Below are 13552 nucleotides of genomic sequence, written 5' to 3'. Positions count from 1 at the left end.
TCTGGCTCCTCAAGTGCCCGGGGACGGGACGAGAGCGCGAAGGGATGACGAACCGGGCGGCGGCTCACGTCGATGCGCGTGCCGGACCCGCCTGGTATGGTCGCCGACCCGCCCACGAGGTCACCGGGATATCCGCACGCGGAACGGTCCGCGGGCGGGCAACGGGCAGGTCTTCGGACTCGTGGGCGCACCGGGCCTGTTGGCGTCCGGTACCTACTGGCCATCGCTTCCCAGACCCGTCCCGGGTCCAGTGCGTATGACGGCGGTCGTTCCCACTCACCGCTGCGGGGCAGTCCCGGATTCCCACCGGGTTCCCTCTTGCGACGTCCTGCCTGGCGGGCAGGACGAACCAGCTGCGTCGCCAGCTTAGGGGCAAACCGCCGGGGCCGACGCGGAATTCACGGAAGCCGTCCGCATGGTGAGACTCCCTCGCCGCTCGCGGAGCCGGTGGCGGTGCCGTTCGCGGCGGCGTTCGCGGTGTCGTTCGCGGTGACTCGTCGACCGTCCGGGGCGTCCGGGGCTTCGAAGCGCACCATGGGCTCGAAGTTGGCGCGGCGGGCCGCGCGGCGGAAGACGGTGAGGACGGCCGGGCCGACGACGAGCACGGCGGTGAAGGTGGTGACGGCCCGGCCGGTGTCCCAGCCGAGCGAGGTGGCGAGGTCGAAGAGCAGGTAGCGGTGCCACTGCTCGGTGAAGGGCAGCCCCGGCAGGTAGGCGATGGAACTGTTCGGGTCGGTGGAGAACGGCCAGAAGGAGAGGTTGAGGAGGAAGCCGAAGAGGTACCCGGAGAACGCCCCGTACGCGGCCAGCATCGCCACCTCCCAGCGCCGCCGTCGGGTTCTCGGCAGCAGCCCGGCGAGCATGCCGACGAACGCGCAGCCGAACATCTGGTACGGCATCCAGGGGCCGACGCCGCCGGTGAGCAGCGCGGAGGCGAACAGCGAGGTGCAGCCGAGGGTGAAGCCGAAGCCCGGGCCGAAGACCCGGCCGGCCAGGACGAGGAGGAAGAAGACCGTCTCCACCCCGGCGGTGCCGGCGCCGAGCGGGCGCAGTCCGGCGTTGACGGCGGACAGGACGCCGAGCATGGCGAGGGCCTTGGCGTCGATGCCGCCGGCCGCGATCTCGGCGATGACGACGGCGAGCACCAGGACCAGCAGGGCGCCGAAGATCAGCGGCGGGGCGTAGGAGGAACCGAACTTCCCGGGGGCGACGACGAACGGCCAGGTGAAGGCGACCAGGCCGATGAAGGCGGCCAGGGCCGCGACGACGCGGGCCCGGCCGGGGATCCGGACGGCGCTCACCGGGCGGCCTGCGCGGGCGCGAGGGCGGCGGCGACCTGCCGGGTGGTCAGGTAGGGCAGCGGGGCGAGGACCTTGGCGGTCTGGGGGGCGAAGGTGGGCGAGGCGACGATGACCTCGGCGGTGGGACCGTCGGCGACGATCTCGCCCTCGGCCATCACCACCACCCGGTCGGCGGCGGCGGCGACGAACTCGACGTCGTGGGTGGAGACGACGACCGTACGGCCTTCGGCGGCGAGGGCGTCGACGATGCCGGTGAGCGCTTCCTTCGCGTGGTAGTCGAGCCCTCGGGTGGGTTCGTCCAGCAGCACCACCCTTGGCGCGGCGGCCAGTTGGATCGCCAGGACCAAGGCCAGCTTCTGGCCCTCGGAGAGGTCCCGGGGGTGGGTGCCATCGGGGATCCCGGGGGCGAGCCGGTCGAGGATCTGCCGCGCGGTCGGGCTTGCTGCGGCCGGGCCGACTGTGGTCGGACCTGCGGCGGTCGGCCCGGCTGTGGTCGGGCCTGCTGCGCTGCGGGCCTCCAGGTCGCTCTGGGCGAGTTCCTGGGCGACCGTCTCCAGGTACAGCAGGTCGGTCGGGGTCTGCGGGACGAGCCCGACGAGCTGCCGGGCCCTGGTCGCGGAGAGCCGCTTGGGGTCCGCGGCCGGCCCGCCGTCGGCTCCGCGGACCTGCACGCTGCCGCCCTGCCGGGAGCCGGAGCCCTGGAGGGCCCACAGGAGCGAGGACTTGCCCGAGCCGTTGCGCCCCATCAGCGCGGTGACCTCGCCGGCCCGCAGCTCCAGCCCGACCTCCCGGACGGCGGTGACCGGCCCGTACCGGACGACCACCCCCCGGGCGTCCAGCACCCGCTCCCCCGCCACCGCTGCCCGGCGCGGCGGAGGAACGGGCACGTCGGTGAGCCGCTCCCGCAGCGGGGCGGCGGCGCGGCGGGCGTCCCGGACGGAGAGCGGCAGCGGCCGCCACCCGGCCAGCCGGCCGAGGTCGACGACGGGCGGCGCGATCGCGGCGTGCCGGAAGACCTCGGCGGGCGGCCCGTGCACGACCGTCCCGTCGCCGGGCAGGTAGGCGACGCGGTCGGCGTACTGGACGACCCGCTCCAGGCGGTGTTCGGCGAGCAGGACGGTGACGCCGAGGTCGTGGACCAGGCGGGTGATGGCCGCGAGCACCTCCTCGGCGGCGGTCGGGTCGAGCGCCGAGGTCGGTTCGTCCAGGACCAGGACGCGCGGGTGCGCGGTGAGCACCGAGCCGATGGCGACGCGCTGCTGCTGGCCGCCGGAGAGCTCGTGCAGGGCGCGGTGGCGCAGGTCGGCGAGGCCGAGCAGGTCGAGGGTCTCCTCGACGCGCTTGCGCATCACCTCCGGCGGGACGGCCAACTGCTCCATGACGTAGGCGAGTTCCTCCTCCACCGTGTCGGTGGTGAAGCCGGCCAGCGGGTCCTGCCCCACCACGCCCACCACGTCGGCGAGTTCGCGCGGCGGGTGGTGCGCGGTGTCCCGGCCGTCCACGGTGACCCTGCCTCGCAGGGTGCCGCCGGTGAAGTGCGGCACGAGGCCGTTGACGGCGCCGAGCAGGGTCGACTTGCCGACGCCGGTGCGGCCGACCACCAGGCAGAGCTCGCCCTCCGGGATGTGCAGGTCGACGTCGCGCAGGACGGGGGTGGTCTCGCCGTCGTACACCACGCCGACCTGGTCGAATCGGATCACGTGCTCACCTCGGGGGTCGTGCGGTCGGTGCCGGTGCGGCGGGCCCCGGTGGCGGGTTCCGGGGTACGGCCCGGCGGCGGCGCGATCACCCCGGCGGCGCCGGCCAGCAGCAGGGCGAACACCGGGACGAGCGGCAGGCTCGGCCAACTGAGCGGGTAGAGCGAGGGGTTGAGGTCGGTGGCGGCGTAGCCGACGGTGGCGAACAGCAGGACGGCGGCAATCACCCCGCAGCCCGCGACGCCCCACTCGGCGGCCTGCCAGCGGTCCGGCCGGTAGGTGGTGCGCCGCACGCGCCGGCCGCCGAGGATCAGCCCCGCCACGCAGAGCAGGGCGCCCGCGAGGAAGGCCGGAAGCCCCAGGGCAGCGGGGGCGGTTCCGTCCAGGAGCCCGTACACCCCGGCGCACAGGCCGCACATGCCGAGCAGCATCAGGGCGCCGGTGACGCGGCGGGAGCGGCGGGTCGCGGTGCCGGAGCGGCCGTAACCGCGCGAGTCCATCGCGGCGGCCAGGTGCAGCGAACGCTCCAGCGCGTCCTCCAGCACCGGGACGACGATGCTGCGCAGCGCGCGGACGCCCTTCCGCTGCCCGGCCCGCAACCGCCTTGCCCGGGCGACGCGTTGGACACTCTGCACCAGCTGCGGGGCGACGCTCAGCGACACCGTCACGGCGACGCCCAGCTCGTACAGGGCGCCGGGCAGGACCCGCAGGGCGCGCTTGGGGTTGGCGAGCGTGTTGGCGGCGCCGATGCAGCAGATCAGGCAGGCCAGACGCAGCCCGTCGAAGGCGGCGGAGAGGGTCGCCTCCAGGGAGACCGGCCCGCCGATCCGGATGCCCGCGTACCAGGCGGGGGTGGGGAGGTGCGGGAGCGAGAAGAGCAGGTGGTCGTGCGGGGTGATGCCGGTGGCGAAGACGCACCGGAACACCACCCGGATCGCCACCACGGTCAGGGCCAGCCACAGGTAGTAGGTGAACCCGCGGGCCCACGGGGCCTCGGTCCGGCGGGCGGTGACCACGTAGCCGAGCACGGCGAGGACCAGCAGGAGCAGCAGCGGGTTGGTGGTGCGGCTGGCCGCCGTCGCCAGGGCGAGCGCCCAGGTCCACCAGGCCAGCGGGTGCAGGTTCCGGGGGCTGCGCCGGCTCCCGGCGTCCCGTCGGGGGGTGGGCTTCGGGTTGGGCTTCGGCTTCGGGTCGGGCTTCGGGGGGACGGCGCCGGGTTCGTCGGGCTTGGTCACCGGATCACTCGGCCCGTCGGCGGCGGCGGCGCGCGACGACCACGGTGGCCGCGCCCAGCGCCCCCACGAGGGCGGTCGCGATGACGGCAGGGGCCATCGACCCGGAGTCGTGCGGGGCATCGGCCACCGGATTGGCGTCCACCACGCCGCCGGGCACGGCGGGGGTGGACGTCGGCGCGGCCGCGGCCTCGACCGTCTGCGGGGTCGGCTGATCGCTCGGGATGTCCGTCGGCGGCGCGGTGGGCGGCTCGACCGGCACCGGCGTGGCGGGCACGGGCGTCGGCTCGGGCGCTCCGGGCGGAGTGATGCCGTCCTCGGGGGTGGCGGCGGCGCCGGGCCCCGGGGTGGTGGCGGGCGCGGGCGGGCGGGCTCCGCCCGTCGGGGGCTTGGCGGGGGCCGGGGGCCGGCCCGATCCGGTGCCACCGGTCGTGCCGGCGCCGCTGGTGCCGGCAGTTCCGCCGCTGCTGCCGGTGCTGCCGGTTCCGCCTGCGTTTCCGGTGGTGCCGGTGGCGCCGCTCGAACCGGTGCCGCTGCCGCTGCCGCCGGTCGTACCCGTGCCGCCCGTCGACCCGCCGCCGGAACCGCCGGAACCGCTGGAGCCGCCGCCCGAGCCGCCCGTGGTGCCCTGGCCGGGGTCGGCGGGCTGCCCGCCGGGGCTGGAGTTGTTCGCGCGCACGCTGTCCGGCGAGAAGCCCGGCCGCCCCTCGGTGCCCTCGATGTTGGTGCCACCGAAGATCCAGAGGTCGACGCTGCCGGGCTTCGGCTGGTAGCTCATCGCGCCGAGCTGGCTGTAGGACCACTCGTTCTGGCCCGGATCGGCGTGCCAGTACGACCAGTAGGCCGTGGCCGGGGGCGTCAGGACGCACTTCTCCTGGTCCGGGGCCGGGAACTGCTTGCCGCCCTGGAAGCCGCTGTAGCCGATCCGGCAGATGAACGCCGGACCGTCGTGGCCGGTCCCGGTGGTCTTCCAGCCGCCCTGGTTGAGCAGGGTGAAGCCGGTGGTCGGGGTGGTCCCGCAGGAGCGCAGCAGCGGGCCGCCCCACTTGCTGAAGTCCACGGCGAGCACCACGCCGGAGGTGGTGGTGCACTGGTCGATCGGCAGCGGCGCCGCGGACGCCGGGGCGGTGCCCACGGCGACGCCGCCGAACGCGAGGGCGAAGGTCAGGGCCGCCGCCCCGGACAGCCCGCCGAGCCGACCGCCGAGTCCCCGGCTCACCGGTGCCGCCCCGGGGCGGCCGCGCTACGACGTCGGGCGACGAGGACGGCCGCCGCGCCGAGCGCGGTCAGCACACCCGCGCCCGCCGTCAGCGCCAGGGCCTGGGTACCGGTGCCGGCCAGGCTGCCGGAACCGGTCTGCGCCGCCACGCCACCGGCGGGGGCGACGGGTGCGCCACCGCCACCGGCCGGAGCGTCGATGCCACCGGCCGACCAGGTGGCCGAACCGTCGCCGGTCGAGGGAGCGGCGGTGTCCGAGGGCCCAGTCGTGGCGGGAGAGCCCGTCGGGCTCGGCGTGTTCGTGGGCGTGTTCGTGGATGTGTTCGTGGGCGTGCCGGTCGGGGTATCGGTCGGCGTGCCCGTGGGAGTACCAGTGGGCGTGCCCGTCGGCGTGCCCGTCGGCGTACCCGTCGGGGTCGCCGTCCCGGTGGAAGTCGGAGTCGGCGTCGGCGTCGACGTTCCCCCGAGGTCCCGGAACAGCGTGCCGAACGAGATCCCGGTGGCACCGCCGAGCACCTGCGTGGACGCGCGGACGTCCGATCCCGGTTGCCCGGCAGAGGCGACGTTGAACCCGCCGTCGCCGTTCTGCTGACCCGCCAGGAAGTCGCGCGCCTTGGCGATCCGGGCGCCGTACGAGGCCTGGCGCAGCGTCATGCCCTGGATGGCGAGCGCGGCCGAGTTGGTCGAGTCGCCGGCCGCTCCCGGGAAGCCGCCGTCGGGCAGCTGCCGCGCGGCGAGCCAGCCGAGGCCCTGGTCGACGGCCCGCGCGGCCTCGTCCCCCGGCACGAGGGCGAGGGCCATGACGGCCATCGCCGTGCTGTCCACGTCGGAGTCACCGGTGGCGGGGATCAGGCTCGGCCAGGAGCCGTCCTGGTGCTGGAGGCCCTTCAGGTAGGCGATCGCGGGAGCGGCGTTCGTCGAGTCCCCGGCCCGGAGCTGGGCCATGATGCCGAGCGCCTGGGAGAACACCGAGGTGGCGTAGGTGTAGTTGCCGGGCGCCGCGCAGCCGGTGCTCTGGTCGGCCTTGGTGCACACGAGGGCGGCCAGGGCGGCGATCAGGTCGTGGCCGCCGAAGGCGCGCGGGTTGCGGCCGACCGCCTCGGCGAGCAGCGCCTCCTTTCCGATCGAGCCGCCGCCTGCGTACTCGGTGCCGATGCCGGTCCAGTCGTTGACGGTGCGCTCACCGGCGTCCTTGCCCGGCTGGTCCAGGAAGTCGACGATCCTGCGCAGCGCGGCGTCGTCGGTGCCGGTGGCCGCGAGGGCGTAGGCGCCGTCGATGGTGAGACCGAAGTCGGCGAAGGCCGGGAAGCCCTCGTAGTAGCGGCCGTTGATCAGGCGGGACGGGTCGGTGAGGTAGGCGCTGCCCTTGGCGGCGTCGGGGGTTCTTCCGGCGGGCTTCGTGGTGGCGGGCGTCGTCGGCGGGGTGGTGGCGTCCGGGTTGTGCCGGACGCTGGTGAGGTCGGTGCCGGTCAGGGCCAGGATCGCCTGCTCGGTGGCGGCCGGGTCCGGGTCGGTGGTCGACGCGTCGGGGCCGAAGCCGCCGTCCGCGCCCTGCCGGGCGGCGAGCCAGGCCGTGGCGGCGGCCCGGCGGGTGTCCTGTCCGGTGGCCTTGAACGCCTGGGCCGCGCTCGCGGTGCTGATGGTGTCGCCGGGGGCGCCGAGGTACGGGAGCAGGGATCCGTCGGCCTGCTGTCCGGCCGCGAGCTGGTCCGAAGCCTTCTTCGCCGCCGTCTCGTACCCGGCGGCCGTGCGAAGGGCGAGCACCGCGAGGCCGGTGGTGAGCGGGTCGGACTCGCAGTGCTCGCCGGCGACGATCATCGATCCGGCCACCCCGCCGTCGGCGCACTGGAGCGCCGTGAAGCGGGCGAGCGCCGGGGCGGGTGGCGTGACACCGGCGCGTTGGAGGGCGATGACGCCGAGGGACTGGACCCAGGGCGAGGCCGCGCCGAGGAAGTCCCCGGCGGCGGTGCACCTGCCGTTCTCCCCCGCCGCCGTGCAGACGTGGCCGGTGAGCGCGGCGATCAGGTCCCGGCCGCCGAAGGCCCGGGGATCGCTGCCGGCGCTCTCGGCGACGAGGGCCAGCAGTGCGGCGGCCCTCGCATCGGGCTGGCCGGCCGGTCCGTCGGGGTACAGGAAGGCGTCGGTGTGGGCGGCGAGGAAGGCGGTCGTCCTGCGCAGCGCCGGGTCCTGCGTGCCGGCGGCGGCGAGGGCGATGGCGGTGAGGGCGGTCCGGGGGTAGTCCGGCCCCTCGACGGCCCAGTTCTCCATGTGGTCGCCGCCGACGAGTTGGCGGGCCAGCCAGGCCACGGCGGCCGCCGGGTCACCGGTGGCGGACGGCCCGGTCGAGGTCGGCCCGGTCGGAGTCGGGGTCGGTGTCGGAGTCGGGGTCGGGGTCGGGGTCGGGGTCGGGGTCGCCGAGGGTGACAGCGAGGCGGATGGCGAGGCGGACGGCGAAGCCGACGAACCACCGCTCTTCGCTCTCACGGAGTCCGGGGTGAAGCCCGGTGCCCCGCTGGTGCCGCCGATGTCGGTGCCGCCGTACACCCAGGCCTCGACCTCGCCGGGCTTGGGCTTCTGCGTCCCGGCGCCGAACCGGCTGTAGGACCAGGCCTGTTGGCCGGGTTCGGCGATCCAGTACGACCAGTACGCGGTGGCCTGCGGGGTGTTGACGCAGGGTTCCTCGGCCGGCGTCGGGTACTGGGTGCCGCTGTTGAAGGTCCCGGTTCCGAGGCGGCAGATGAAGGCGGGTCCGTCGTGCTCGGTTCCGGCGGTGGTGAAGCCGGCGGCGTGCAGCAGGTTCATCCCGGTCGTGGGGTGGGCGTCGCAGCCCCGGACGACGCCGCCGCCCCAGTGGGTGAAGTCGACGGCGACGATCGCGCCCGTCGTCGCCGTGCACTGCTCGATCGGGTCGGCGGCCGCGGTGCCGGGGCGCCCGAACAGGACGCTTCCGCAGGCGGCGACCGCGACAGCACCGGCGACCACCACGGAGGCGAGGTCCCGGTTCCTGTGACGTGTGCGACTGCTGCTGACCCTCACGACGACTCCCTGGTCGGTCGACGCGGGACGCAACGGCGCAGCCGACGGTCTCCTGGGCAGGGACCGTCCGGACCGCGTCGTAGTCCGCGACGACGCAAGTGCTCTGTGAACAGGCCCCCGGTCCAGGCATTCCGGCTCACCCACCACAGGTGGGTCCACGGTTGCGGGTCAGCGCCGGAGTTGGACCGGCTTCCCCTGAATGCCGAGGGCAAAAAATCGGTTCATCAGACCACGCCGGTAGAACAGGAGTCAACGGGTCGTCATGTCGATCACACCACCTCGTGCGCCGGTGCGCCGTGCGGTAGCGTCCGCGGTGGCCGAGCGGGGGAACCCGGTGCGAATCCGGGGCTGACGCGCAGCGGTGTGGGGTGGCCATCGTGCCGCCCTGAGCCCGAATGCCCGCCCGGCCGCGCACCATGGCGAAAGCCGGCCCACGCGATCCGGGCGGCGACCGCTCCGGCAGTCGCGCGCCCTTGAACGGACGCCGGAACTCCGGGGCAGGGTCGGCGCCCGCCACCCCAAGGAGCCTGTCCCGTGTCCCTCCTCGCCCCCTCGCGAACCACCCCCTCGCAGACCACCTCCTCGCGGACCGCCCCCTCCCGCGCCGCCTCCGTCGCCCTGACGGCCGGCGCACTCCTGCTCTCCGCCGTCCCCGCCCACGCGACGGCCAGCCCCACCCAGATAGCCACCTCGAAGAGCACCGGCGTCACCTACCTGAAGTCGCTCCAGGCCGCCGACGGCAGCTACGTCACCGGCGGCGGGCTCTCCAACGAGTGGGCGTTCAGCGCACTCGCGGCCGCCGGCACGGCCGCCGCCGACGTCACCCCCGGCGGCGACCCCACCAAGAACGCCCGCCTGGTGTACCGCGGCCAACTCGCCGCCCCCGGCTGGCCGAGCGCCTCACCGGTCGTCACGGACTACGAGCGCGGCATCCTCAACGCCTACGCCGCCGGCATCGACCCCGCCCGGGTCGGCCCGGGCCGCAACCTCGTCGCCGACCTCGCCACCTACTGGCAGACCGCCGAACTCGGCTACTACGGCCCGTCCGCCAACTTCAACGGCACCGTCTTCGGCCTCCTCGCCCTCGCGGGCGCCAAGACCCAGGCCGGCAACCCCCGCGTCCCGCAGCCGCTGCTCGACGCCTCCGTCACGGCGGTGCGCGCCAACCAGCACAACGACGGCGGCTGGAACTTCAGCAAGGCCGCAGGCGACCCGAACGCCCTCGCCCAAGGCAGCGACATCGACATGACCGGCGCCGCCATGGCCTCGCTCTGCACCGGGGGCGTCCCCGCCACCGACCCGGCGATCGTCGCCGCCAAGAACTTCCTCAAGGGCAAGCTCACCGCCTCCGGCGCCTTCAACGCCATGTTCGGCGTCAACACCGACTCCAACGGCTGGGCCGTCTCCGGCCTCAACGCCTGCGGCATCAACCCCCAGGGCGCCGACTTCACCAGCGGCACCGGCAAGAGCCCCGTCGACTTCCTGATCGCCCAGCAGTTCAAGCCCGGCGGCGGCTTCAAGTACCTGCCCACCGACACCACCCCCTCCCCCTACGCCTCCGTCGACGGCCTGCGCGCCGTCGCCGGCGCCGGCTTCACCGCCACCCCGCCGGCCCCGACCACCGCCGGCGAGCCGGCCTGGGCCGCCGCCACCACCTTCGTCCCCGGCACCGCCGCCAAGCTCGCGCTGGTCATCGACGACGGCACCAACCCCCTCAAGGTCTGCGCCGTCACCCTCACCCCGACCGGCACCACCGCAACCCTCGGCGACGTCCTCGACGCCGCCGCATCCGCGACCCCCGCCGGCTGCGTCACCGCCGTCACCCCGTCCTCCGGCACCGGCGCCGTCACCGCGATCAACGGCACCGCCAACAGCGGCTCCTCCACCTGGAAGATCACCCTGGACGGCACCACCGCCACCACCGCCACCCGGGCCACCACCGTCCACCTCGGCGACACCGTCTCGCTCCGCTACGGCAACTGATCCGAAGACCCTGGACGCCGGGTAGCAGCGGGGACGGCGCGACGATGTTCCACGACGTGCCCGGCCTGCCCCACTGCTGAACCACCCGGTGCCCCACAGCGGCCCCGCGCACCGACTCCGGTGCGCGGGGCCGCTCGCACGTCCCGGCGCCCCTGCCGGTCAGGGCAATTCGCCTCAAGTCCCCCACCTCTTAGCCGAGTTCACGATCACGCAACAGCCAAACCGCCGTCCTGGAAACGTCCGGACGAGTGATCATCCAGCCCGCCCGTTCGGACCGTTGAGATCGAGCGGGGCCCGTCAGCCGGCGGTCTTCCGGTCGGGTCAGTGGCTTGTCGGAGCCGTCGCCTAAAGTGCAGCTTCTGACGACGGGCGGCCGGAGAGGGGTCGGGTAATGACCGAGGCATGGGACCGACTGCGGGCGATCATGGGCGAGCCGGTGTACACCCCGGCGCGGGTGCCGTGGGAGCTGGCACCGGCCGAGCTCGGGGTCCAACTGCCGTCGGAATAACGGGCGTTCGTCGATCTGTACGGTGCGGTGAACCTGAACGGCGAGTGGGGTGTGCGGTCGCCGACGGAGCGCTCCCACGGAGCCGGTTCGCCGGGCGGCCTGGCGGGGTGGCGTTTCGAGAGCGACACCGAGTTCCGGGGGCAGGTCGAGGGCGAGGACGAGTTCTGGGACCAGGAGCGCACCCCTGTGTTCCCGGACCCGGGCGGGCTGCTGCCCTGGGGCATGAACAGCAACCACAACTACTGCTGCTGGCTGACCGACGGCCCGGACCCGGAGCAGTGGCCGGTGGCCGTCTTCTGCGACTTCGGTGGCGTCGACGACGGTGCGCTCGACCGTTTCGACGGCGGCTTCGCGGAGTTCGTGGCGACCGTACTCACCGGCGGCTACGCCCATGAGGACGAGTTGCTGGTGCGCCCGGACCCGGAGGAGTGGGGACCTCAACCGGCCCGGCCACTCTGGACACCCGCCTACGACTGGACCGGCAAGGACTGGGGCGCGGAGTGGGGCATCACCTGGTACCGGCCCACCGGGTCGACGGAAATGCCCTGGACCAGGTAGCGGTGATCCGCCGACCTGGCATTCGCCCCTTCGCTCGCCCGGCGGCGCCGAACGTCCCGCGCCGTCTGAACCCCGCACCGCCGGTGCCCCGGCCCCCCTTCCGGGGGGGCCGGGGCACCGGGGTGTCTCCGGAGGTCAGGGCGCGGTGACGCCCGGCTGGGCGCCGGCGCCGAAGGACCAGCCCTCGACGTCGCCGGGTGCCGGGTTGTAGCTGCCCGCGCCCAGGTTGCTGTACGACCAGGGGCCGCCGTGCTGGGCGTGCCAGTACGACCAGTAGGCGCTGCCGGTGGGGTTGGTGCAGGTCGTCGGCAGGGCGTTGATGGTGCAGACGAAGCCCGGGTAGCGCGGGTGGAAGGTGTACGCGAACCCGGCGCCGGTCAGCGCGGCCAGGCCGCTGGCGGGGTCGCCGGGTGCGCAGCCGGTCTGGATACCGCCGCCGACGGCGGTGAAGTCGACCACGACGGTGACGCCGGTGGTGCCGTCGCAGGCGGCGGCCTGCGCCTTCGGGGCCTGGACGGCGGAGACGCCGAGCAGGCCGGCGGTCAGGGCAACGGCGGCGGCGATCGAGCCGAGGGTGCGGCGGGCCGGGCGCGCGGGCGCCGGGGTGTCGGTCATCGGAGCTCTCCTCTCGGGGTCAGCGGGTGGTCAGCGGGTGGTCGCCGGGCAGGCCGGCACGGGCGCGTCCGGGCGGGCACCGGCGGCGGAGAGGGTGGCCAGCGGGGTGCCGGCCAGGCCGAGGACGGCCTGCGCGGTGGCCCGGGCGCCGGTGGCCGGGTTGAAGCCGGTCGCGTCGTAGGCGACCGCCCCCCGCACCGCCGGGTCGGTGGCGCAACCCTGCTGGAGCTTGACCAGGCTGCTCCAGCCCTTGAGTCCGGCCCCGAAGCGCCCGCCGGCCAGCAGTGCCTGCGTGGCGAGGCCGGTGGTGTTGGCGTTGGACGCGGCGGCCCCGGCGGCCGGGAAGCCGCCGTCGGCGTTCTGGTGGGCGGTCAGCCAGCCGAGCCCGGCGTTGGCCTTGGCGGTGCGGCCGGTGGCGGCGAGGGCCTGGGCGGCGAGCGCGGTGGCGTCCGGGTCGCTGGTGCAGGTGGCCTGGCCGAAGGCGACCGGGTAGCCGCCGTCCGCGCACTGGCTGTTGGCGAGGAAGTCGACGGCCGCGGCCGGGGCGCCACCGGTCGTGCGGTGCAGGGCGATCAGGGCCAGGGACTGGCCGAAGGCGTTGCTGTAGTCGCCCCACTGCGAGCGGTCGGAGAACCGGCCCTCGGCGGTCTGGAGCGAGCGCAGGCGGGCCGGCAGGTCGACGCCGCCGAAGGCCGTCGGGTTCCCGCCGCGCACCTCGACGGCGAGCAGCAGCTTGGCGGTCGCCCCGGCGTAGGCCTCGGTGGTGCCGTCGCCGAGGTAGCCGCTGATGATCTCGGGCTTGGCCAGCCAGGCGGTGGCCTTCGCGGCGGCCTGGTCGGAGCTGCGCGAGGCGGCGAAGGCCAGTACGGCGTCGATGGTCAGGCCCTGGTCGGGGTAGGCGGTCCCGTTGAAGACGGACTCGAAGTGGTCGCCGTCGACGAGCTGGCGGGCGAGCCAGCCGCCCGCGGCGGCGTCGGGGCGGATCGTCGAGGACGAGGTCGCGGCGGCAGGCGCGGCCTGGGCGGCAGCGGCCGCCGGGAGGACGGTGGCGAGGGCGAGCGCGGGTATCGCGAAGAGGCGCAGGGGGCGTCGGAACGGGGACACGGTGGGCCTTTCCGGGCCCGCACGCAGGGGCCCGGAGGGCGGCGGCAACAAGCCGGGCAGCCCTCGGAGCTCCGGCCCGCAGACCACGACGGGAGGAGGGGACGACACACCTCCGCCGCCGGGTACTCGGGCTCGCCGCCGACGTGGAGTCGGCGGCCTACCGTTGCGGGTCAGCGCCGGATTCGAACCGGACTTCCCCCAGCGGCGGAGTCACAACTTGACGGCCCATCATGGCGATACGGAAAAGATCCGGTCAAGGGTTCGTGCGTCACATCGCGCCACATCGCGCCGCGAACTGCT

Annotated in this window: 9 protein-coding genes and 4 riboswitches; of the genes, 2 read left to right on the top strand and 7 right to left on the bottom strand. The window is 74.8% G+C overall.

Annotation, left to right across the window (positions count from 1 at the left end; all coding sequences use genetic code 11):
- Nucleotides 1-146: 146 nt before the first annotated feature.
- A riboswitch (cobalamin riboswitch) is annotated at nt 147-369 on the bottom strand.
- A gap of 29 nt (nt 370-398) precedes the next feature.
- The 5 genes from ACFVX9_RS09825 to ACFVX9_RS09805 are packed head-to-tail and all read right to left on the bottom strand — an operon-like array spanning nt 399 to nt 8484.
- Nucleotides 399-1301, bottom strand: a complete 903-nt coding sequence (locus ACFVX9_RS09825) for an ECF transporter S component (RefSeq protein ID WP_387981187.1) — start codon at nt 1299-1301, stop codon at nt 399-401.
- Nucleotides 1298-3001 (bottom strand): ABC transporter ATP-binding protein, encoded by a 1704-nt coding sequence (locus tag ACFVX9_RS09820; protein WP_387981186.1) that lies wholly within the window; start codon nt 2999-3001, stop codon nt 1298-1300. The genes ACFVX9_RS09825 and ACFVX9_RS09820 overlap by 4 nt, the downstream gene beginning before the upstream one ends.
- A complete protein-coding gene (locus ACFVX9_RS09815; RefSeq protein ID WP_380368372.1) occupies nt 2998-4233 on the bottom strand; it encodes a CbiQ family ECF transporter T component in 1236 nt (411 codons plus the stop codon). The genes ACFVX9_RS09820 and ACFVX9_RS09815 overlap by 4 nt, the downstream gene beginning before the upstream one ends.
- A 4-nt stretch (nt 4234-4237) precedes the next feature.
- Nucleotides 4238-5449 (bottom strand): hypothetical protein, encoded by a 1212-nt coding sequence (locus ACFVX9_RS09810; protein ID WP_387981185.1) that lies wholly within the window; start codon nt 5447-5449, stop codon nt 4238-4240.
- Nucleotides 5446-8484 (bottom strand): prenyltransferase/squalene oxidase repeat-containing protein, encoded by a 3039-nt coding sequence (locus ACFVX9_RS09805; protein WP_387981183.1) that lies wholly within the window; start codon nt 8482-8484, stop codon nt 5446-5448. The genes ACFVX9_RS09810 and ACFVX9_RS09805 overlap by 4 nt, the downstream gene beginning before the upstream one ends.
- Nucleotides 8485-8587: 103 nt before the next feature.
- Nucleotides 8588-8731: riboswitch (cobalamin riboswitch) on the bottom strand.
- A gap of 77 nt (nt 8732-8808) precedes the next feature.
- Nucleotides 8809-8885: riboswitch (cobalamin riboswitch) on the top strand.
- Nucleotides 8886-9102: 217 nt separating this feature from the next.
- Here ACFVX9_RS09805 and ACFVX9_RS09800 point away from each other — a divergent pair.
- Both ACFVX9_RS09800 and ACFVX9_RS09795 read left to right on the top strand, forming a co-directional pair.
- Complete coding sequence (locus ACFVX9_RS09800) at nt 9103-10467, top strand: hypothetical protein (RefSeq protein WP_387981291.1); 1365 nt, start codon at nt 9103-9105, stop codon at nt 10465-10467.
- Nucleotides 10468-11002: 535 nt separating this feature from the next.
- Nucleotides 11003-11533 (top strand): hypothetical protein, encoded by a 531-nt coding sequence (locus ACFVX9_RS09795; RefSeq protein WP_387981182.1) that lies wholly within the window; start codon nt 11003-11005, stop codon nt 11531-11533.
- 135 nt (nt 11534-11668) lie between these two features.
- Here ACFVX9_RS09795 and ACFVX9_RS09790 read toward each other — a convergent pair whose 3' ends face one another.
- Nucleotides 11669-12148: a flagellar hook-length control protein FliK gene (locus ACFVX9_RS09790; RefSeq protein WP_387981180.1), complete on the bottom strand. Its 480-nt coding sequence runs from the start codon at nt 12146-12148 to the stop codon at nt 11669-11671.
- A 30-nt stretch (nt 12149-12178) separates the two neighbouring features.
- Nucleotides 12179-13252 carry a peptidase gene (locus tag ACFVX9_RS09785; protein ID WP_387981179.1) on the bottom strand — a complete coding sequence of 358 codons (1074 nt, stop codon included), beginning with the start codon at nt 13250-13252 and terminating at the stop codon, nt 12179-12181.
- Nucleotides 13253-13351: 99 nt separating this feature from the next.
- Nucleotides 13352-13492, bottom strand: a riboswitch (cobalamin riboswitch).
- Nucleotides 13493-13552: the final 60 nt, after the last annotated feature.

This window comes from Kitasatospora sp. NPDC058243 (assembly GCF_042882025.1).
Taxonomy (GTDB): domain Bacteria; phylum Actinomycetota; class Actinomycetes; order Streptomycetales; family Streptomycetaceae; genus Kitasatospora.
The sequence above is the reverse complement of the archived record's forward strand: the minus strand, read 5'-3'. Positions and strand labels throughout refer to the sequence as shown.

Excerpts from the sequence above, each read along its gene's own strand:
- ACFVX9_RS09790 (WP_387981180.1), bottom strand. The coding sequence starts at position 12,148 with ATGACCGACACCCCGGCGCCCGCGCGCCCGGCCCGCCGCACCCTCGGC.